The following is a 23,213-nucleotide window of genomic DNA, read 5'->3' on the forward strand; positions in this document are numbered from 1 at the left end:
TTAACATAATGGCAATATACAGTATTGTCTACAGAGTTATATGTAATGTTGTTCTTTGTCGGAAAACCTTACTCAACGCTGCTGTCTGTAAGAATACCGAATCGTTGTTGAAGTATTGGCCCAATCTCTTTAAGCGGGCCTTCACTTAACATACTATCGTGGGAACAATTAATATCATACAAGGCGATGTTTCCTTCAATATACTCCCCCCATAAGTGCGGATCGTAATTAACATTATCGGCTTCGCTATGGTTTTGTAGTGCCCTAAAAAATACGAGGTCACCTTGGAACCGGCTGGGTGAAAATTCGCTGAGCAAATGCGGTGCATCTCGGAACTCGGCAAGAATACGTTCGAAAATATTCTGATCGAGGTTTGCTAATGGATGCTCGATCTCAGACAACCGTTTTTTCAAGCCAACCACGCTAAACTGCCGATCGTTTTCAGGTGCCGAACCGGTAAATGCCTCAAACATTGCACGCAGGCTTTCCCGATCGGTGCGTACCATGTCTCTGTAAGTCTTCCACAATGGATAACCATCCATAAAGATCAGGACATTGACCACTTTATTATCCTTTTGCAGCAAGGTGGCTATTTCATGCGCGAGATGGCAGCCGAAAGACCAGCCCAGCAATGAATAAGGCCCCTCTGGCTGGATCTTATAAATATCTGCCAGATAATTTTTCGCCATGTCATAAATCGATGTTGGTACAAGGCCGGTGCTCAACCTGCGTGCCTGAATGCCATAAAGAGGCTGCTGCTCGCCCAGATACGGGATCAACCCCGCATAAGACCAACTCAATCCTCCCCCGGGGTGTAAACAGAACAGCGGCGTTTTTTCGCCAGCCGGTTGCAATGGCAGCATGACATCCAGAATATTGCCACACGGATTGCTTTCAAGACGCCGTGCCAGCAGTGCAACGGTGGGCGATTCAAACAGGTCACGAATAGTCAGTTTCTCATCCAATTCTTTTTCGATACGCGCAATCAGCCGTGCTGCCAGCAGCGAATGCCCTCCCAGTACGAAGAAGCTGTCATCAATGCTGATGTGTCCAACACTCAATAGCTCGCAGAACTGCGCGTAAAGCCATTTCTCGCTTTCAGTCTGTGGTTGGCGTCCTTGCCGCGAACCCAAGTTTAGGTGTGGCAACGCGACAACATCCAACTTGCCGTTGGCGTTTAATGGCAGTTCTGTCAGTAGCATGATCACAGCAGGCACCATAAAATCAGGTAAATGCTCACGCGCATGCTGTTGCAGTAACACCGGTAGATCTTCGGGGCTTGCAAAGGGCACCACATAGGCGACCAATTGTTTATTGCCCGAATGATCCTCACGCGGAATGACCGCCACTTGCTGCACGGCGGTATGCTGCTTCAGCACGACTTCGATTTCCCCCGGTTCAATACGAAAACCACGAATTTTCACCTGCTGATCGCTGCGGCCAACAAAGTTGAGCACGCCATCACGCCGCCATTTCACCACGTCCCCGGTGCGGTACATGCGGCTGCCCGCAGGCCCGAAGGGATCGGCGATAAAGTGTGCCGCACTTTGCCCCGGACGCTTAAAATAGCCACGCGCCAGGCCGCGGCCGGCAATGTATAGTTCCCCTGGTGCGCCAACTGGTACCGGCTGTAAAAATTCATCTAATACATAGAGGCTGGTATTATCCAAAGCAGCGCCAATAGGGACGTCTAGATAAGGGGCATCTGTTTTGGTGATGGGGTAATCCGTAGCATAGGTGGTGGTTTCCGTTGGGCCATAGATATTCATCAATTCAAGATTGGGCCAATGTTCCCGCACCGCCTGCACCGCGCTGGCGGATATCTTTTCACCACCGGTGAATACCTTCTGCAAAAAACCTAGGCATTGCGGATGTTCTTCCGCAATCAGCCTGAATAACCCTGATGTCAGAAATGCGGCGGTTACCTGTTGCTCAACGATGGTCGATGTCAACAGATCCAGATCGAGATCGTCGCCCGGTACGATGACGGCCTGATGGCCGTTAAGCAGAGTGGCCCACAGCTCATAGGTTGAGGCATCAAATGCGTAGGGGGAATGCAATAGAACGCGCTGGTGATGCTCGCTGCGCCAGCGCCGATCGAGAGTCAGGGTAATGACGTTATCTTGCGTGGTGGCGATCCCTTTGGGCTGCCCCGTGGAACCTGAGGTAAACATCACGTAGGCCAGATTCTGGGCGCTTACCGGCTCGCTGGCCCACGCAACAGTGTTCTGGCTACTGGCGTTGCCTACGGTTTCCACCTGTAAACCCGCTGGCAAAACCACATGGCTATGTGCATCATCCACCAACGCAACCTGCACCCCGACTTCATCCACTATATGCTGCCAGCGTTCCAATGGATCGCTGGTACGCAGCGGCACATAGAACCCTCCGGCCTTAATTACCGCCAATATGGCGATCACGAGCGACGGCGAGCGCTCCATCAGCAATGCAACGCCATGTTCCGCTTTCACGCCAATCTGTTGCAGGCGTTGTGCCAAATCATTTGCGCACTCGTTCAGTTGTGCATAGGTAAGTTGCTTATCACCACAACTCAGAGCAATGTGTTCTGGTGCCGCCGCCGCCTGTTTTTCAAACAGACTGGCCAGCGACGCCATCGGCACTTTCTGTTCCGTGGCATTCCACTCGATTGCCATTTTGCATTGCTGCTCGTCTGTTAACAGTGGAATGTTCGCCACTGGTGTGTCTGGTTTTTCTGCAATGAACGACAGCAATCGAACAAGGTACTGCGCGAGCGCCGCCACTGTATCGCAATCAAACAGATCGACGGCATACTCAATCTGGGCATTGAGTGCACACACCTCGCCATCATCGCTATAGACTTCATCAAAATTGAACGTCAGATCGAATTTGGCAGGGACAAAACCAACCGGCTGCGGCTTCGCCTGCACATTAGCAAATTGCAGGGTGTTGTCGCCGTTATTTTGCAATACCAACATTACCTGGAACAACGGATGTCGTGAGGCAGAACGCTCAGGGTTAAGCGCTTCTACCACCCGATCAAAGGGCACATCCTGATTTGCATAGGCAGAAAGCATGAACTCACGCACGCTGGCAAGCAACTGATTAAATTCAGGGTTACCCGCGCAATTTACTCTCAGCACCAGCGTATTGACAAAGAAGCCAATCAAATTGGCCATGGCCTCGTCGGCTCGCCCGGCAACGCCTGTGCCCAGCGTAATATCATCACCTGCCCCCATCCGGCTAAGCATGACGGCGACCCCAGTTTGCAGCAACATAAATAGCGTTACGCCCTCATCACGCGCCAGTTTTTCCAGGCGGCCATAAAGCGCTTGGTCAATCGCATAGCTGACCCGGGCACCTTGTTGGCTCGGTACAGATGGACGCGGGCGATCGGTCGGTAGATACGTTTCCTGGGGTGATCCTGCCAGCGCGCTACGCCAGAATTCGATTTGCTGTGCGCCGCGTGTGGAGGCATCCTGCACATCCTCCAATAGTTGGCGCTGCCATAACGCATAGTCGGCATATTGCACGGTTAATGGCGCCCACTTCACTTCCTGGCCCGCGCAGCGCGCCTGATAGGCCAAAGACAGATCGTTCAGCATTGGCCCTAACGAACCTCCGTCACAGGCAATGTGGTGAATGACCAGCAGCAGCACATGTTCGTTCTGGACCGGTAAGTGGAACAGCCACCCACGCAGCGGCAAATCATTTGCCAGATCGAACCGCCAGGCGGCAGCCTTGTCGATGCTTTCCAGCAACTCCTCCTGCGTCACATTGCCGATGATCAGAGATGGCACCACGCTATCAGGCGCTAGAATATGCTGATAAGGCTGATCAAGATGCAGAGGATATAGCGTGCGCAGAACTTCATGGCGCTGTACCAGATCGCCCAATGCCTGGCGCAATGCTTCATCATTGAGCGACCCATTCAGCTTCAGGGCAAGCGGCATATTATACGCTGCATGATCGTTGCCAATGTTATCCAACAGCCACATTCGCTGCTGGGCAAAGGAAAGGGGTAAATACGCCTCACGGGCTTGGCGCGTGAGCGTTTCACGGCGTTGAGTGCCCTTTATTGCCAACTGCTCGGCAAACTGTGCCACGGTTGGGTAATCAAACAGTGTGCGGATCGGCAACTCAATGGCTAATACGCTGGATACACGGCTAATCAGGCGCATCACTAACAGCGAGTGGCCGCCCAACGCAAAGAAGTTGTCGTCCATGCTTACCGTTTCCAGCCCTAGCACCTCGGCAAACAACCCTGCCAGAATTTCTTCCTGCGCCGTGCGCGGCTGGCGCCGTCTGCCACCATGGTTGAAGTCTGGCGCCGGTAATGCCCGTTTATCCAGTTTCCCATTGACCGTCAAAGGGAAACGTTCAATCTGAAGGATGGCCGTAGGCACCATATAGTCAGGGAGTTTTGCCGCCACGCGGTGGTACAGTGCCGCCGTGTCAATAGCGGCGTCACTATCGCTGGTGATATACCCCACCAATTGTGGATTGCCAGGCTGATCTTTACGCATCAGCACCACGGCTTGGGTGACCTGCTGGTCATCCACCAGAGCCGCTTCAATTTCCCCCAGCTCAATGCGGAAACCACGTAGTTTCACCTGCTGATCGGCTCGGCCTATATAAATCAGTCCACCTTCTGGTGATCTGAAGGCCAAATCTCCTGAACGGTACATACGGGAACCCGGTTCACCATACGGGTCGGCGACAAAGCGCTCGGCGCTTAACCCCGCGCGGTTCAAGTAACCGCGCGCTAGCCCGGCACCAGCAATGTACATTTCCCCTTCAACACCTATAGGAACGTAGCGCAAAGCGTCATCCAACACATAGATACGCAGATCGGGGATCCCAACACCAATCGGGCTACCCGACTGGCTGCGCATCATTGCCGGAGTCAGCGCCTGATAGCTGACATGCACGGTTGTTTCGGTAATGCCATACATGTTAATTAATTCAGGCGCTGCCGGATCGTGGCGTTGGTACCAACGTTCAAGCTGGCTGAGATCCAGCGCTTCCCCACCGAATACCACTTTGCGCAGCGTCAGTGGATATTTCTTCTCGCGATCGCTTTGATCCGCTTCTATCAATTGATAGAAGGCAGAGGGTGTCTGGTTTAATACCGTGACTTTCTCTTCGCTCAGTAGCTTGAGGAATGCCTGAGGATCACGGCTCACCATAAACGGTACGATGACCAACCGCCCGCCATATAACAATGGACCCCAGATTTCCCACACTGAAAAATCAAAGGCATACGAATGGAACAGGGTCCAGACGTCATTGCGGCTAAAATCGAACCACGATTGCGTTGCTGTAAAGAGCCGTAACACGTTTTCGTGCGGGATCAGCCCCCCTTTCGGGTTCCCCGTAGAGCCAGAGGTGTAAATGATATAGGCCAGGTTTGCCGTACTAACTGGGCGTAAAAGTTCATCGGGTTGAAGATCCCGTTTGCTGAACGGTGCCAGGCGCTGCTGATATTCAGGAATATCAACCACCAAATCAGACGTGGAGCCGCTTAACGTACCGGCATTTTCTGCGTTGGTGATGATAAGCGTCGGTTTGGCATCTGACACGATAAAACCAAGCCGTTCGGCAGGGTTATGGAGATCCAGTGGTAGATATGCAGCGCCGGCTTTTAATACGGCTAACAACGCAATCAGTGTCTCCATCGAACGTGGCAGCGCCAATGCCACGACATCCTCAGCGCCAATGCCGCGGTTCACCAGATAACGAGCCAACTGATTGGCCCGCTGATTAAGTTCGCCATAGCTCAGGCGATCGTTGCCCAAGCTCAGCGCAATCGCATCTGGCATTTCGCTCGCGCGTTTTTCAAACATTCCGTGAAGTGTATCGGCTGGCAATGACGCCAGCACAGGGTAAGGTTGAACCATGGCCTGAACTTCTTGCGCCAACAGCAGCGGTACGCTGCCAATAATCGTCTGCGGATCGTCAATAATGGCATGCAGTATCAGCATAAAGCGTTCGGCCAAGTTTGCCACCGTTTGATCGTCAAACAGGTCTGGCAATGAGCTGAAGCGCAGGGCTAGCGTTTCACCCGGAACCGCCACCAACCCAAGCGGGTAATGCGAGGCATCCCCGCCATGGTGCACCGTTAGCGAGATGTTCAGCGCGGTATCAGATTGCCCACTGCTGCCTTTTATAAGCGGGTAGTTCTCGAACACCATCAAGGTATCAAACAGCTCGCCGTAACCAGCATCCGCCTGGATGGTCGTCAGGTCAAGATATTGGTAATCAAGCAGCCGGGTTTGCTCTGCCTGTAGGCGTTGCAAAAGCGTAGTAAACGTCTCCGCCAGGCTGAACGTCAGGCGTAATGGCACGGTATTGATTAGCAGCCCAACGATGCTTTCCACACCGGGCAATTCACCCGGCCGGCCGGAAACTGTGACGCCGAACACCACATCGCTACGCCCCGTCATCCCCCCCAGCAGCACGCCCCATGCGGCCTGGATCAGTGTATTTGCCGTCACGCCAAGCTGTTTGACACGTAAGTTCAGCCGCTGCGTGTATACCGCATCCAGATGCTTATGCAACAGATTCGGTTGCAGATTTTCCGTGGTGCGCCCCTTTGCCAAGCAAGTTGGCACCACCAGGCCACTTAGCGTTTCGCGCCATACGGCTCGCATTTCGTCAACATCACGCGCCGCAATCCATTGCAGATAGTTGCGATAGGGAGTGATCGCCGGCAAGGTACTGCCTTGCACATCGCCCAGATACAGAGTGCATAACTCTTGCAGCAGAATAGGAATTGACCAGCCATCCAGCAACAGGTGATGGTTGGTAAAGACCAGATAATGCTGCTGCGCTGCCAGTTTGACCAGGGTGAATCGCAGCAACGGCGGATCGTGCGGATCAAAGCGCTCATCATAATCGGCCTGTAACAGCGCGGCGAATGCCGGCTGTTGCTGCTCTGGTGATAGATGACTCACATCTACCTCATGCCACGGCAACGGTAACCCCGCTAGGATCAGTTGTACCGGCGTTTCTACGTCTTCGTACTCAAACCCCGCGCACAAGTGCGGGTGACGTTGCAGTAAGGTTGTGACGGCCTGTTTCAGCTTTTGGCTATCTAAAACGCCAGCAAGCTGGAAAACCTGCTGCACCTGATATGCATCGCTGCCTTGGGTATCGTACAGCATATGGAACAACAGACCTTTCTGTAATGGCGATAACGGTAGTATCTCTTTAATTTCCATATTTATTTTTTCTTCTTCCACTTGGCTTGAAGTTTTTCCAAGCTATTCTGTTTAAGCGATAGCATCGTGATGTCCGATGGTGTGAATCCCCCCGCGTCAGGCACCGTAGAAAGCTGTGACATTGCTTTTAGCCAACGGAACCAATGGTTACCCAACACGCTAATGCGCTCTTCAGTGTGCAGCGCCCTGGCCCATGACCAGTTGGAGACCAGAACCGGCCCTTCCGACCGCTCTTCTACCAACGCATTGAGTGAAAGCGCATGAGGGAGCGCAAAATTGTCGTCAGCCGTTGTATCCAGCAGATTCGCCTCTGCGGCCACCTGCCAGTCGCGATCGCCGCCCACAGCCATGCGGCCCAGATAGTTGAAGCCAATCTGGGCCTGCTGTGGCTGTGACAAGACCAGCTGTGTTTGCGGATTCAGATAGCGTAGCAACCCATATCCAAGGCCGTTCGCAGGCACCTGGCGCAACTGCTCTTTAATGCGTTTTAGCGCATGGCCTAATGAATAAGGGTCTGCCAGCTGCGCAACGCCCGGTTCGAGCCGCACAGGATACATGTTGGTGAACCAGCCAACAGTGCGCGACAGCTCCGTGCCGGAAAGTTCTTCACGCCCGTGCCCTTCAAGATCCAGCAGGACATCCGTCTGTGAAGTTTGCCGCCAGTCATTAACGGCCAGAGCAAAGGCGCAGAGTAGCACGTCGTTGATACCTGCATGGAAGAGCGCCGGTATCGTCCCCAGCAACGGTTGGGTAAACGCCGCCGGTAACTCGAGCCGCAGTGAGTCGCTGGCCGCAACGGTGTCTTGCATCCCGTCTAACGGGCGGGAAGTCAGCAGCGTATCCGGCTTCGCCAGCACCGTTAGCCAGTGATTCAGTTCGTTACGCCGCGCATTGGCCTCTTGCTGCAATTGATACGCCCACGCACGGAAAGAGGTACCAACCGGCAACAGATCCGGCGTTTTCCCCGCACTCATGGCTGCCCAGATGTTTTGCAAATCCAGCGCTAAAATACGCCAAGAGACACCGTCCACCACCAAGTGGTGAAATACCAACATCAGCCGACCAGGCTGCCCAACTGATGCGCGGAACCAAACCGCCTGTAGCATTTTGCCCGCAGCCGGATCGAGGCGCTGTTTTGCACGTTGGCTTTCTGCCTTGATGCAGCGTTGCAGTTCCGCCAGTGTGAACGCCTGGCAATCCACAATGCTCAATGCGCCATCCACGATGTCTGACATCATTGGCGGAATGGTCAGCAGGACATCACCGCTCGTGGAGCGATTCGCCACCAAGCGCAAGGCATCGTGCTGCTCTAACAGCAGCGTCAGCATCTGCCTGAGTTGTTTCTCATCCAGATGCTCCGGCGTTTGCAACAACGTTGCCTGGCTGAACCCGTTGATGTTACCGGGGTTTTCCATCAACCAATGGATAATTGGTGTAACGGGTAATTCACCTACCGCGCCAACCCGCGTTTCAGCAACCGTGGTAATGTTCGCCTGCATTTTTCTGGCCAAGGAAGCAACGGTTTTGTGCTCAAAGACTTGGCGTGGTGTGAATATCCAACCAGCCTGGCGCGCACGCGCGACCAGCTGTATCGCGGTAATACTATCACCCCCCATTTCGAAGAAGCTGCCGTCAACATCAACCTGCTCCACGCCCAATAAATCGGCAAAGAGCGTGCAGAGCAGTTGCTCTTGCGTATTGTGCGGGCCACGGTGATGGGGCTGATGGAAATCAGGCTGCGGCAATGCGCGCCGATCGACTTTACCGTTCGGCGTAACCGGAATTGCCGGCAGCATGACGATGGCCACAGGCACCATATATTCCGGCAGGTGGCTACGCAGATATTCGCGTAGTTCTGCGGTATTAACGTCTCCTTCATTCACCACGGCGTAAGCAACCAGTTGGCGAAGCCCCGGCTTATCTTCACGCACGATCACCGTGGCCTGGCTCAGTTGAGGATGCCTCAGCAGCAGGGATTCAATTTCACCCAATTCAATACGGAAACCCCTGATCTTGACCTGATGATCCACACGCCCAGCAAACATCAGCTCACCGTTGGTTTGCCAATAGGCGACATCGCCGGTGCGATACATTCGGCTACCTGCCACGCCAAACGGGTTCGCCACAAAGCGTTCCGCTGTTAAATCCGGGCGCCGCACGTAGCCACGGGCTAGGCTTTCACCTGCGATATACAGCTCGCCTTTTACCCCTGGCGCGACCGGTTGCAAACGCTCATCCAGAACATAGACCTGCATGTTGACGATCGGCGTGCCGATAGGCGGCGCTTTTCCAGCCACCAACGGTTGGCTCATGGTGACGCAGACCGTGGATTCACTAGGCCCGTAAGCATTGATCATCCGGCGCCCTTGGCCCCAATAGTCGATCAGCTCCGGCTGGCAGGCTTCGCCCGCCACTACCAACGTTTCCAACGCAGGCAATGGCTTACGCGGCATAACCGCCAACCCCACCGGCGGCAACGTGGCATGCGTCACGCCCTGGGCCAGCATCAGTTCATACAGCGGCTCCCCCGGTAACAGCGCATCACGGCCTGCAACGACCAGTGCCGCACCGCTTAACAGTCCCATATTGATATCCCAGAATGAGGCATCGAAGCTCGGTGAAGCAAACTGCAACACGCGGCTTTGCTGCGTGACATGTAATCGCTCGACCATGCTGGCAACCAGGTTGCTGATACCCCGGTGCGTCACCAGAACGCCTTTAGGCAAACCGGTAGAACCAGAGGTATAGATAATGTAGGCCGCATTATCGATGCTCAACTTCCTCGGCAAAGTGATGCTTTTCGCTTGCTGCCGGGCCAATTGCGTATGTAGCGCCGGTTGGTCAATCTGCAAGCTGGAATACTGCGCCCCCAGTTTTTGCACGAACGCAGAATCCGTGATGACCAGCGCAGGCTGCGAGTGTTCCAACATATAATTCAGGCGTTCCTGAGGATAATCAGGATCAAGCGGTAAATATGCTGCGCCAGTTTTCAGCGTAGCAATCAGCGCGATGATAAGATCAACCGAGATCGGGAGTGCGATGGCAATGATGTTTTCTGTGCCAACGCCCCTTTCCATCATCAGATTCGCCAACCGGTTAGCCCGTTGATCCAACTGGCCATAGGTCAGCCGTTCGCTTTCCCCCAGCAGGGCAGGCGCATCCGGCGTTGCTTTGGCAAGGGCTTCGAATTGCTCGGCAAACGTCTTGGCTGGCAATTGCCGGGTAGTGTTATTCCATTCGTTGACAATCTGCTGGTATTCGCGCGCGCTAAATAACTCCAGCTCGTTGATATTGCAGCATGTATTGCAACTGATAGCCGCCAGCATATTGGCGAAATAGCCCGCCAGGCGTTCAGCAGTTTCGCCGTCAAACAGGTCGGTAGCATATTCACAGATGCCGTTTAATGAGGTTGGCGTTTCTTCAAAGTTGAAGGTCAAATCAAACTTCGCCACCGGTAGCAGCGGTGTGCCAACGCGGGTGCTCAGTCCATTAAAATGGACCTCGCCACAGGCGTTGTTTTGCAATACCAACATCACCTGGAACAGCGGATGGCGCGCCAAGGAACGCTCTGGGTTCAGCGTTTCCACCAGGTTTTCAAACGGCAGATCTTGATGTTCATATGCCTGCAATGCGCTATCGCGCACGCGCGCCAGCAATTGATCAAAGGTCGGATTTCCAGAAACATCGGTGCGCAGCACCAATGTATTGGTGAAAAAGCCGATTAGAGGTTCCAACGCTTCATCGGTACGGCCAGCAATAGCCACACCCAGTGGAATGTCATGACCAGCGCCTAACCGGCTCAGCAGCACCGCCAAGGCCGCCTGCAACACCATAAACAGGCTCGCATTCTGCTGCCTTGCTAGCTCAAGCAAGCGTGCATAGACCTCTGGATCAACTTCAAAACGCCATTGCCCACCTTGATAGCTTGAGCTTTGTGGCCGTGGCCTGTCGGTTGGCAACTGCAACTCTTCCGGCAGTCCATGCAGCACTTCGCTCCAATACGCCAATTGGTGGCTTTGCAGGCTGCCCGTATCACGGGGATCGCCCAACAGTTCGTGTTGCCACAGAGTGTAATCGGCATACTGCACCTGAAGTGGCGCCCAGTTCGGCGCTTGCCCCTGCAACCGAGCATGATACGCCAGCGCCAGATCACGCAGCAGAGGAACAAGCGATGCCCCGTCGCTGGCGATGTGGTGCATCAGGAATAAAAGCACATGATGATGCGGTTCAACATGGAACAGCAAAGCCCGGCAGGGGTTTTCATTCGCTAAATCAAAGATATATCCTGATGCTGCTAGCACCTCTTCATCTAAATTCTCAGCAAGGACGTGGTGCAGCGTCAGTTCGCACTGCGCGTCTTCCCCGCAGGCAATCTGCTGATAAACGTTACCATCCGACAACTCCTGAAAGCGTGTGCGCAGGCTTTCATGGCGTTCCACCACATCATTTAACGCTGCTGCCATGGCAGGAACGCTCAATTCCCCCTGCAACTCCAGCGTCAACGGCATGTTATAAAGGGATTTACCCCCTTCAATGCGGTCAACCATCCATAGCCGGCACTGGGCCGCAGACAACGGCAAGCGTTCTGGCCTTGGTTTCACCTGCAACGCTGGGCGCAGTGTGCTCCCTTGCCCCAAGCGCTGCACAAACTGCGCTACCGTTGGTGCTTCAAACAGATCGCGGATGCTGAGGTTCACTTTTAGCGCTTTGCGAACATGGCTGACAAAGCGCGATGCCAACAGGGAATGACCACCCAGATCGAAGAAATTATCGTCGATGCCAACTTGGAGCAAACCGAGGACCTCGGCAAACAAATGGCACAGTTTGCTTTCCTGCTCATTGCGTGCGGTTCGTCCGTAGCCAACGTTGAATTCTGGAACGGGTAACACGCGCATATCGACTTTCCCGTTGGCAGTCAGCGGGAATCTCTCTACTACGCTCACAACGGCCGGCACCATAAAGTCTGGCAACCGGGCGCTCAGCGTTTGTCGCAGCAATGTTGGTTCACACTGTCCAATTTTTTCGGCAATGACATACGCAGCCAGCTGTTTATTTCCTTTTTGCGGTTCGAAAATGCACACAAGCGCCTGGGCAACGCCTTCCAGCTCCAGCAATGCCGCCTCTATCTCGGCAAGCTCGATGCGGAAACCGCGTATTTTGACCTGCTGATCGCCGCGGTTTAGGTACTCCAGAACCCCTTCCTGCCGCCAACGAACCCAATCGCCAGAACGGTACATGCGATCGCCACTGCTGCCGAAAGGATTAGCAATAAAGTGTGATGCCGTCAGGCCAGGCTGGTTAAGATAGCCGTGCGCAAGCCCAGTACCGGCAATATACAACTCGCCTGAAACGCCGACAGGCACGGGTTGCAGGTAGGTATCAAGCACATACACTTGCATATTGTCCAACGGCATACCGATAGGCACCGAAGCGCTGCCCGGTACGCTATGCATAGCATAAGTTGTTGCAAAGGTGGTGGTTTCGGTTGGCCCGTAGCCATTCATCATTACCAGCCCAGGGCAGTGCCGCATAACGGTTTCGATAGAGGATTTTGGCAATACATCGCCACCGGCAAGTAACAGGCGCACACTGGCCAGGGAAGAGGCATGGTCTTCCGCCATCAGCCGGAACAGACCAACCGTTAGCCACAGAGCAGTTATTTTTTCATTGGCGATGGTCTGCGCCAGCACATCAATATCCAGCTCACCCTTTGGCACCACCACTAATTGCCCACCGTACAATAGCGGCACCCAAAACTCGTAGGTCGAGGCATCAAACGCAGCGGGGGAATGCAGCAGCACACGCTGATGATCTTCCGGCAACCATCGGCGATCGCAGGCTAGCGCTATAACGCTTTCTTGGTTTACCGCAATGCCTTTCGGTTTACCAGTCGACCCAGAGGTATACATAATGTAAGCAAGGCTGGAAGGTCCGGCGTTGGTTGCAGGGTTGATTTTTGGCCAGCGTTTCCCAGCGGAATCGGCCACGTTGCATATCACAAAGCGCGCCGTTGGCAGATGGTGATCGACATCGGTAATCAATACCGCTGCACCTGCGTCATCCAGCATCATTTGCTGCCGTTCCAGAGGATCGCTGGCACGCAATGGCAGATAGGCCGCCCCAGCCTTGATCACCGCCAACGTGGCAATGACCTGATCGATCGAATGCGCCATGAGCAACCCGACGCAAAACGCTTCCTCCCCAGTAAGTTCGCGTAACCGGTGTGCAAGGCGATTGGCCGCGATGTTCAACTGAGCATAGGTTAACGTTTTACTGCCTTCGCTAACAGCGATAGCGTTTGGTGAACGGGCAGCCTGCTGTTCAAACAGTACACCCAACGACAGGTTTGGCAATTCTACGAGCGTATTGTTCCAAGTTTTGAGCAGTTGTTGACGTTCAAACGTATTTAACAGGCAAATTTCACTAATTTTTTCAGTGGGCCTGTTTACCATGATGTTCAATACACTGAATAAGCGGTCTACAAATCCCGCAACGGTTTGCGCATCGTATAGGTCAGTCGCAAATTCAATATGTCCTTTTAAAAGGCTTTGTTGTGCATCCTCTTTGAAAACAAACAGGAGATCAAACTTTGCCGTTTTAGTCAATAATTCCTGTTGCTCAATACGTAACGGCAAAAAGATATTGCCCAACGAAAATTCCTCTTCCAGTACCATCATAACTTGAAATAATGGGTGCTTAGACGCGGAACGATGTGGGGTTAAAAACTCGACAATTTGCTCAAAAGGCAAATCCTGATGCATATAAGCATCAAGTACTGTTCCACGAACCTGTGCTATCAGGGAGATAAAATCAGGATTATCAGAAAGGTTGGTACGTAATACCAATGTATTGGAAAAAAGGCCAATTAGTGGCATTTGAGCTTCATCTGTACGGCCCAAAACGGGAGTGCCTACCGATATATCATCACCGGCCCCCATTCGATGAAGCAGCACAGCAAGAGCCGTTTTTAGAACCATGAACAGACTGGCTTCCGCTTGTAAAGCCAGGCGTTTTAGACCCTGATATATATCCGGAGGAACTGAGAATTTATAGCAATCACCTTTGCTACTTGGCTTCGTGGGCCTAGGTTGCACACTAGCTATTGTTACCTCTTCTGGTAATAACGCTAGCTGGTTACACCAGTAATGCATTTGTTTCGCATACAAACCTACCGATTTTTGCTCATCAGATAGTAATATATGTTGCCATAATGTGTAATCTGCATATTGCACTGGCAAAGGCGGCAGTGAAGAATTTTCTCCTTTCAAGTGGGCCTGATAGTAATGGTCCAAATCATGTAGTAGGGGGGAGATAGAACCACCATCTCCCGCAGTGTGATGGATTAATAGCAAGAATATATGCTGCTCGGGTTTTATCCGATACAACCAAGCTTTAATAGGCAATTCTTTATCAAGCCTGAAGATATAACCAGCCTGCTGAGTTAACTCTTTTGTAATTTGAGACTCATCCAACTCGTGAGCATGCAATGAGAACGAGATTTCTTCCGTCGATACAATATATTGGCATGGTATATCATCCTGTAGGGTCAGATAAGTACGCAAACTTTCGTGCCGTTTCACTACATCAGACAGCGCTGCTGAAAGTGCAATGGTATCCAATTCACCATAGATGCGTAATGCCATAGGCATATTATATGCACTGCTCTCATTAATCTGTCCCTGTAACCACAGACGTTGTTGGGCAAATGACATTGGCAAGATATTTGGCCGCAACTGGGGGGTCAGTTTTTCTCGTAGAGAATATTTTTTGTCTGTGTCAGCTATAACCTTGGAAAGCTCTTTAACCGTTGGAGATTCAAAAATAACTTTTAGAGGTAATTCAATATCTAACTGAATGCGTAAACGAATAAGTAACTGTATTGCTAGTAGAGAATTTCCACCAAGATTGAAGAAGCTATCATTAATACCTATCGACTCAAATCCTAAAACCTCCTCAAAGATTTTACATAAGATTTTTTCCTGGGATGATTCCGGTAAAACTCGCTCACCTGACTTGAATATCGGTGCTAGCAAAGCGTGGCGGTCTATTTTACCATTCGGCATCAGTGGAAAACTATCCACTATCATAATAACTGCCGGCAGCATATAGTCAGGTAGATGTTTTTTCAGCCATTTATTTAATTCTTCCGACGAGCAAGAATTGGGTTTGCGCAAAACAACATAGGCTACCAAATATTTGTTGCTGATACTTTCTTTTCCGTACGCAATTACTAGCGCATTCTTTATTAGTGGTGATTTCAGGAATGTATTTTCAATTTCTCCCAACTCAATTCGATAACCACGAATTTTTACTTGATTATCGACACGCCCCAAGAAATTGACATTCATGTCACTTCCCCAGCAAGCCAGATCGCCGGTACGATACATACGCTGCCCTGCGGTTCCAAAAGGATTTGCGACAAATCTCTCGCTGGTCATAGCGGGGAGGTCTAAATAGCCAAGAGCCAATCCATCACCTGCTATATATAGTTCTCCGGGATATCCTACTGGCACAGGCTGAAGAGCCGTATCAAGAATATAGATCTGCGTATTTAGCATTGGTAAACCAATAGAATTTGGCTGCACAGACTTTGCCGTCAGTTCATGTAAAGTAGACCAAATGGTAGTTTCAGTAGGACCATAAACTTGAATGACTCTATGTGCTAGAGACACCATACGTTCAGCCAGATTCTTAGGCAACGAATCACCACCAACGATTGCGGTGAGGTTACTCAATGAGTTTGGCTGATACTCAACCAATCCTTGCCACAAAGCGGGCGTGCCTTGCAAATGAGTTATGTTATTTCGGACGATTTCCGATGCCAATAGATTAGGATCCCGTGTAGTGTCATGAGACGCTAACGCTATTGAAGCTCCATTAACTAATGGTAAGAATATTTCCAAACCTGCGATGTCAAAACCAATCGTTGTAACAGCGAGTATTCGGTTGCTAGGTTTTATTTGCAGTGACATTTGCATTGCGTAAAGAAAATTAGTAAGCGAATGGTGTGTAATCACTACTCCCTTAGGATTCCCTGTCGATCCTGATGTAAACAAGATATACGCAGCTTGATTAGCAGTAGTGACTACTCTAATAGGGTTGTGAATTGATTGAGAATTGACTAATAAGGAGATATTAATATCATCTAACTGTATCTGAAGAGCATCTAAACAAAAGTTAAAATTAACATTAATTGACGTCAATACAATTTTCGGTTTTGCGGTTTCAATAATATGTTTCAAACGTTCTTCAGGATAATCAGGATCTAACGGTATATATGTTGCACCTATCTTCGATATAGCTAACAATGCTACAATTAAATCAACGGTCCTAGGTAATAGTAACGCTACGGTGTCATTAGGGAGAAAATGTTGACTTAATAAATAATGACCCAGCTTGTTTGATCTTTCATTAAGTTGAGCGTAAGTTAAAGAAATATCACCACAATATAATGCTGATTTATTTGGGGATTTTTTTACTTGATCTTCAAAGCGATCAGCAAGTGTTAACGAAGGGATTGATGCCAGAGTTTTATTATTAATAATTTCTAAATTTCTATATTCATTATCATTTAGCAATAACAACGAACCAATGGTAGCATCTTGATTTGTTAACAAATCATAAAAAACTTTCAACATCCGAGAGGTATGTTCAGACAACTGTTCTGGAGAATACAACTCACTATTTGCATCAAATCCAAGGGTCAAAGGAACTTCTTTATTATAATCAAAGAAAAAAATGTTGAGATCAGAAACAGGTCCATTTGCAATATTGCAAGGTAGTATTTTACTTTGATGAAAATAGCCACCATTATCAAAGCTTTCAACGTTTATACTTGTTCGATATAATGATTCACCACTATTAATTATTTTTAAATCACGACACAAATCTTCATATCTATATTTTTGATGACGTAAGACCGTCATGATTTGTCTCGCTGCTCTGGCTAAAACCGTCTTCAAATTCAAATCTGGCGAAAGTATTAATCGCATTGGAAGTATATTTGCCATCAATCCTGGTATAATACGTTCTTTCCTTCCAAGCCTTCCTGTTACTGGCAAACCGACTATGACTTCAGAGAGTCCCGTCATGCGATGCAAGTAAACGCAAGTTATGGCAATAAGCAAGTTAGGTAATGTGCAATTCATTTCTTTTGATTTTTTATGCAGCAGGTCAGTTAATTCATAACCCAAACTCACACGATGACGTATTATAGTTCTTAAAGGAGGAGCTATTCGATTCGCTAGGCTAGCAGGGGCAGGAAGATCAGCAAATAGATTTAACCAGTAATCACGGTCACAAATAAATCTGGAAGAATTATGATAATCAATATCACCATCAATAAGTTCCTTAAATTTACCGAATGGTGAAGGAGGAGGAGAGCCATCAATAAAAGAAGCGTTATATAAACTTATGACACGTTGAATAATGAGTGATGCCCCCAAACCATCCATAACTATATGATGATAACAGTGGAAATACAAAAATTTATTTTCTGCTATTTTTATTAGTAATATTTCGAATGGAAGATTCTCACAAATATCAAAAGATTGCTCCGTTCTTGCCATTAAGAAACTTTTAGCTTTCTGGAGTGCAATTTCCTCTCGAAAATAGCTGTAATCAATAATTTTTGGTTCATAGTTATTTATAGAGAAAAACTTCTGTTTAATACAATTATCAAATTTATAAAAACGAGAGTGTAAAGCCTCAGCTTCTTCTACTGTTTTTCTAACCGCCTCAGAAAAATATTCAACATTTATATCACCATCAATTATAAAATATTCGCTTATATTATTTATTGACTTATTTTCTATAATTTCGTTGAATGACCAAATTCCGAACTGCGCAGATGTTAAATTACAATACCCATCCTTATTCATATATAGTTCTGCCTTAGCTACAAATGTTATAGGGATAATGTTTTTGTTTGGTGGTTTCGCATAGTAAGCGCAACATAATTAAGCTACGAGTAAACAAGTTTGTATCCCTCTAAATAGTCCATTTGGGGTTTTGTCACCATGAGTCTTTCGGGGACGATTATTTAATTCTAAACCGTTATCAAACGTCATTGTTTTAACCATTTGTTTTAACGGGTATAAAGCCCTCACTGTATCTTCAGCTACTTCTGATGCTTGTTTTCTGTTCAGTTTGATAATGATTATATAGAGTGTCTTACGTTCAACCAGCGTTGATAATACACTTTTTTATCTTTTCCTATTATCGCATCACCTTCCCAATCACCAATTCGTGCTTTTTTATCAATGATTTCTGGGCGTTCATTAATACTGACTTTGTTTTTAATTTTTCCCCTTCTTTCATAACAGCCATACCGTTTACGATACGGTTTACTGGCAATTCTGAGATATTGCCATAAGTCACCTCTATCCATTTGATCTTTATAAATCAATCTATAAATGGTCTCATGATGCAAGGATCTCCCTTCATACTTCCTTAGATAGTCAACCACCTGTTCAGGACTTAAATCTTGGCAAATTAGCCACTTTATCCATTTTTTTATTTCTTTGGTCACTTTTGTGACTTTCTTGGCAAAATGACGGCAAGAAACCCCCTGAAGATGGGCCTGTTTCAGACAATATTCTTTTACTTTCTGATTTTTTTTCAACTCTCTGCTACTGGTTGATGAGTTTCGATTAAGTGATTGAGCAATGAAGCGTTGTAAAAACCCGCTTTTTTTAAACTAAAAATCGGGTATCTTTCTACTTCGGTCAGTTGTTTATAGGTCATAGTGCATTTTCCTGTGGCGGGAAATATGTCTACTATAGTCACTGACCGCCCTTCTGAAACATTGCACTTATTAGTCGAATCCGCCTTTTCTAATTTATTTCACTGCAAACTTTTCAGCCTCATATCTTTCCAATTACTCTCTACAAAACCCAAACAATTCTCACGTTTTTCTGGCCCGTAGATAACTTGCCAACCAGCAGGTACTGCGATGAATACAGGCCATAATGAGTGTTGGCTTTCATCATTTATTAATACAAAGAAATCAAAAAATTCATTTTCAAATGGATTGCTCAAAACATAAATCCTCAGTTTAGTTCATAATATTAAAAAATATTATGTATTAACTTTGACAAGTCAATAAAAAATATTTGTTTCGTGACAAAAGCCACATTTATGATTATTTTATATTTTAAAAAAGTTGAAATACACAATGAAATAACACACTCATTGTAAAGACAAATATTGAATAAGATATTATTCGCATCATATAATCTAGTGATTAATTTTATTTTTTATGATTAATTGGATTAAGGAGAGCATAAAAAACGTTGGGTATTATTCTATACTGTAATCGCTTCGGTTAGATGGTTTTTTGTTTCTTCTCCCAATTTTACTCCCGGATACCAACGCTCAAATTGAGCCTCTGGCTCACCGTTTAATACGGCCGTTCGCGTTTGCAATAAATAATGAGCGCCTTATTAACTCCATTGCATTTGTTGCTGATAAAGCCTCTTTTTATCTCTCTATACTTTGATCAGTTGATCTGACTCTGATGTAGGAATAACACATGTTTCCCTTGGCAGTTAACTTTTGGTCGGTTAAATCTAACTGCACCGAGAGCATCTATGAAAGGACGGATATCTCTGGTTGACGTAGTCTCATCGGCATTCATTATGGCACCAAGGTTTTATTCCTTTCATCTGCTAATGTGGCACCGGGCATTCCATTACCGGCTAAACAAAATGGGGATTTGATGACAGGCGTGTTGAATCGGTTATTTTATTGCCAATCGGTAAAGTGCCCCACACTTTTTTAGGTTCATCAGGTGCAGAACTCATGGAGGTGCGGGCATCCTTGCCCATAGAGACTCCGGATAGATTTAAGCAAACCCACCATTAATCAAAATCAGGGTTGCAAAAATGGGGGGTGACCCTATATTTTATGCCCTCGTCTTAATCATGATCGATAACAATCAACTAAAATATCGAATATTTCTGTAAATCCAGAAGGTGTAAATCTAACAAGCAATAATAAGATGCCGAATTTATTATAATATTTTATAAGTTATATCATCGCCATATTATCTAAAAAGATTATTATTCTGTTATTTCAACAGATTCTTATTATTTTCACAAAATTCTTTATTTACCTTAATAATTTCATTATTGTTTACATTTCAGAATGAAAATATATTTCAATAATATAAAATCGGAAAAGAGATATTTTACTACGTTGCAGAGTGAAGCGGCGAACAAGATAGTTTGCTGTCAATTCCAGTGCCAAACACATTACGAAATAAATTAACGCGACAAATAAAAAGACTTCTGTCGGATAAACCATGCTGCGGTTATTAACCTGAGTCGCCAAAGATGTATCTTTTATCAGCACAAACTACGGTGGTAATTTTTAGAATTGCCTGGAAAAAGCCCAATACTGCGACAGGCTTCACTCCCTTTTCCAATTTCAGCAAAGTTTGACACCGCCTCAACCAAGCTAAGAGATCACTTTGGCTGTCGGATAATTGCACTATTGCCAAGTTGAGGACGCAATACGATTACACGGAAGTTAAAAGAATTCGGGTTGCAGTAAGGAGATAATATCTCCATCTCTATCGCCACTTTGCGGAATTTAATATATCAGATTCCCCATTAGCAGGATTAAATAACCGATCTCGATCACATTTCATACTATTCATTCAGACAAGAAAATAATCCCACATTAAAATAGTTTATTAATATTATTATTCAATAATCAGGATTATTTATGGGAAAACGCTTTCTTTATCACCAAAGCCTGACAGGGCTTATCCTGCTGGGCATTTCCGAACTGGTCTATGCCTCAGCATCCATCAGCCCTGCGGATCAAGAAACCATCACGCAGCAACAAAAAGCATTACTGCAACAAGCCGAGCAACAACGGGAAACGCTGCGTAACAACATCATATTATCTCCATCACCCGATGTATCGCCGAGTACAGACAAGTCTGTTTGCCACACCATTCGCCGGATTGAATTTGACGGTGCAGAAAGTCTGTCTGAATCAGTCAAAAAGAACTTAATTCACCCTTATTTATCTCACTGCTTATCTTTGCAGGATATTAACGCATTGGTACGAAAAACTACTAATGCCTATATTGAGCGGGGTTATGTCACGTCTCAGGCCGGACTCAGGGCACAAGATTTATCCTCCGGCGTTCTTATTATTACGGTCAATGAAGGCAAAGTTGAATCAGTCAGTCTGGACGGTGAAACACCTTTCTCGTTGAAAATGGCTTTTCCGAGAATAATGGGTAAGACGCTTAATCTGCGAGATATCGAACAAGGCATGGAACGTTTGAACCGCCTGCCGTCTCAACAAGTGACCATTGATATTCAGCCGGGCAAACAACCGGGTTATTCCACGGTTATCTTAAAGCGAACATCAACTCGCTTACCCGTTAGTGCCAGCTTGAGTGCGGATAATAGTGGTCAAAAAAGTACTGGCACCGGGCAAATCAATACCAGCGTGAGCCTGGATAATCCATTACACCTTGCTGACCAGTGGACATTGTCTGCCAGCCGTAACAGTGATTTCCGCAATAGCCATCAAAGCCGCAGCCTCTCTGCCAGCGTGACGGTTCCTTATGGTTACTGGTTATTCAGTTATCAATATGCCTGGAATGATTCTTTTCAGAATATCCCGACAGGTTCACAAACCTATCGCTACACAGGTGATAGTCAGACTCACCGGCTGGCAGCAAACCGGACGTTATATCGTGATGGAGAACAGAAACTGGCATTGGATATGGGGCTGACACGCCGTCGGACCACCAATTTACTGGCAGGAGAAACATTATCCATCAGCAGTCCGACACTGAGCAACATCAGCTTTGGCGTTAATTACAGTACCGTACTGGCGGGTAGCTATATCACTTTTAACCCAACGGTGAGCCACGGTTTACAGACGTTTGGCGCCACCAAAGATGATCTGCGTTTCTCAGATGCGCCACGTAGTCAATTTCGCAAATTCAGTTTAAGTGCCAGCTATTTTATGCCGGTCACAGACTCCGTTTATTACCTGTCATCGATTTACGGTCAGACCACGCCGGACAACCTTTACGCCAGCGAACGTCTCTCACTGGGGGGACAATATTCCGTTCGGGGATTCAAAGAACAATATCTCACCGGCAACCGCGGCGGATATTGGCGCAATGAGCTGAACTGGCGGATATCAGAACTTCCTATCCCAGGCGAACTCACTTTAACCGGAGCGCTGGATACTGGCTGGTTACAGGAAAAAACCGGACAAATCGAGGGCGGAAACGTTACCGGCGCGGCTCTGGGCTTATCACTGACTCACCGTAAACTCAATCAGACCATCACCATTGGGACGCCCCTCATTCACCCTGATCACCTAAAACCGGATCACTGGGTCATTTATTGGTCAGCATCACTGACTTTGTCACACTTAAATTAAACAAAAGGGAAAGTACAATGAGTAAACGCAACAACTCTGTGGCAAGAGGCACGAGTTATCTTTTAATTTACCTGACGGCAATCCAGCCGCTACACCCGACGATTGCCGCGGGAATAACACCGGATAATCACCATACGCAGGTACAAAATCAGGGCAATATCCCGGTGGTGAATATTGCCACGCCGAATGACGCGGGGATATCTCACAACACCTATAAAGAGTTTAACGTTGCCACTCAGGGTGCCGTACTCAATAACGCGATTCAGGCAGCTCAATCACAACTGGCCGGACAACTTAACGCTAACCCTAATCTGCATGGAAAAGCAGCGGAACTGATTATTAATGAAGTGACCGGCAGTGGACAATCTAACCTGCAAGGCCGGTTGGAAATTTTCGGCAATAAAGCCAATATGATGATTGCCAACCCCAACGGCATTACCTGTGATGGCTGTGGTTTTATTAATACGGCCAGTGCCACACTGACCACGGGTAAACCCCAATTTGATAAACAAGGCGCGTTGGAAGCATTAGAGGTTAAAAAAGGCCAAATCATCATTGGTGGCAAAGGATTAGATGGCAAGGCGACGGATT

General features: G+C 48.0%; 6 protein-coding genes and 2 pseudogenes. 2 read left to right on the forward strand and 6 right to left on the reverse strand.

The window, feature by feature from the left end:
* Window positions 1-68: 68 nt before the first annotated feature.
* The 6 genes and pseudogenes from pttC to KZ793_RS19830 form a co-directional block, all read right to left on the reverse strand.
* A complete protein-coding gene (gene pttC, locus KZ793_RS19805) occupies window positions 69-7,223 on the reverse strand; it encodes a phototemtide A non-ribosomal peptide synthetase PttC (RefSeq protein ID WP_225816887.1) in 7,155 nt (2,384 codons plus the stop codon).
* A complete protein-coding gene (pttB, locus tag KZ793_RS19810) occupies window positions 7,205-18,082 on the reverse strand; it encodes a phototemtide A non-ribosomal peptide synthetase PttB (RefSeq protein ID WP_225816888.1) in 10,878 nt (3,625 codons plus the stop codon). Before pttB ends, pttC begins: the two co-directional genes overlap by 19 nt.
* A 78-nt stretch (window positions 18,083-18,160) precedes the next feature.
* Window positions 18,161-18,947 (reverse strand): annotated as a pseudogene (locus KZ793_RS19815) (IS30 family transposase).
* 99 nt (window positions 18,948-19,046) lie between these two features.
* Window positions 19,047-19,250 carry a phototemtide A NRPS accessory protein PttA gene (gene pttA / locus KZ793_RS19820; RefSeq protein ID WP_225816897.1) on the reverse strand — a complete coding sequence of 68 codons (204 nt, stop codon included), beginning with the start codon at window positions 19,248-19,250 and terminating at the stop codon, window positions 19,047-19,049.
* Between the two features lie 650 nt (window positions 19,251-19,900).
* Window positions 19,901-20,029 carry a hypothetical protein gene (locus KZ793_RS22610; protein WP_255619442.1) on the reverse strand — a complete coding sequence of 43 codons (129 nt, stop codon included), beginning with the start codon at window positions 20,027-20,029 and terminating at the stop codon, window positions 19,901-19,903.
* Window positions 20,030-20,336: 307 nt separating this feature from the next.
* Window positions 20,337-20,552, reverse strand: a pseudogene (locus KZ793_RS19830) (hypothetical protein); the annotation flags it as partial.
* A gap of 378 nt (window positions 20,553-20,930) precedes the next feature.
* Between KZ793_RS19830 and KZ793_RS19835 the strand changes: the two are divergent.
* Complete coding sequence (locus tag KZ793_RS19835) at window positions 20,931-22,622, forward strand: ShlB/FhaC/HecB family hemolysin secretion/activation protein (protein ID WP_225816889.1); 1,692 nt, start codon at window positions 20,931-20,933, stop codon at window positions 22,620-22,622.
* A gap of 17 nt (window positions 22,623-22,639) precedes the next feature.
* The coding region (locus KZ793_RS19840) for a filamentous hemagglutinin N-terminal domain-containing protein (RefSeq protein ID WP_225816890.1) at window positions 22,640-23,213 on the forward strand (574 nt) is incomplete at its 3' end.

The organism is Photorhabdus antumapuensis, assembly GCF_020387775.1.
In the GTDB taxonomy this organism is placed as follows: domain Bacteria; phylum Pseudomonadota; class Gammaproteobacteria; order Enterobacterales; family Enterobacteriaceae; genus Photorhabdus; species Photorhabdus antumapuensis.

Bases quoted from the DNA above. Each gene is read 5' to 3' on its own strand.
- pttB (WP_225816888.1), bottom strand. From the start codon at position 18,082: ATGAATAAGGATGGGTATTGTAATTTAACATCTGCGCAGTTCGGAATT.
- KZ793_RS22610 (WP_255619442.1), bottom strand. From the start codon at position 20,029: ATGGGCAAGGATGCCCGCACCTCCATGAGTTCTGCACCTGATGAACCT.
- KZ793_RS19835 (WP_225816889.1), top strand. From the start codon at position 20,931: ATGGGAAAACGCTTTCTTTATCACCAAAGCCTGACAGGGCTTATCCTG.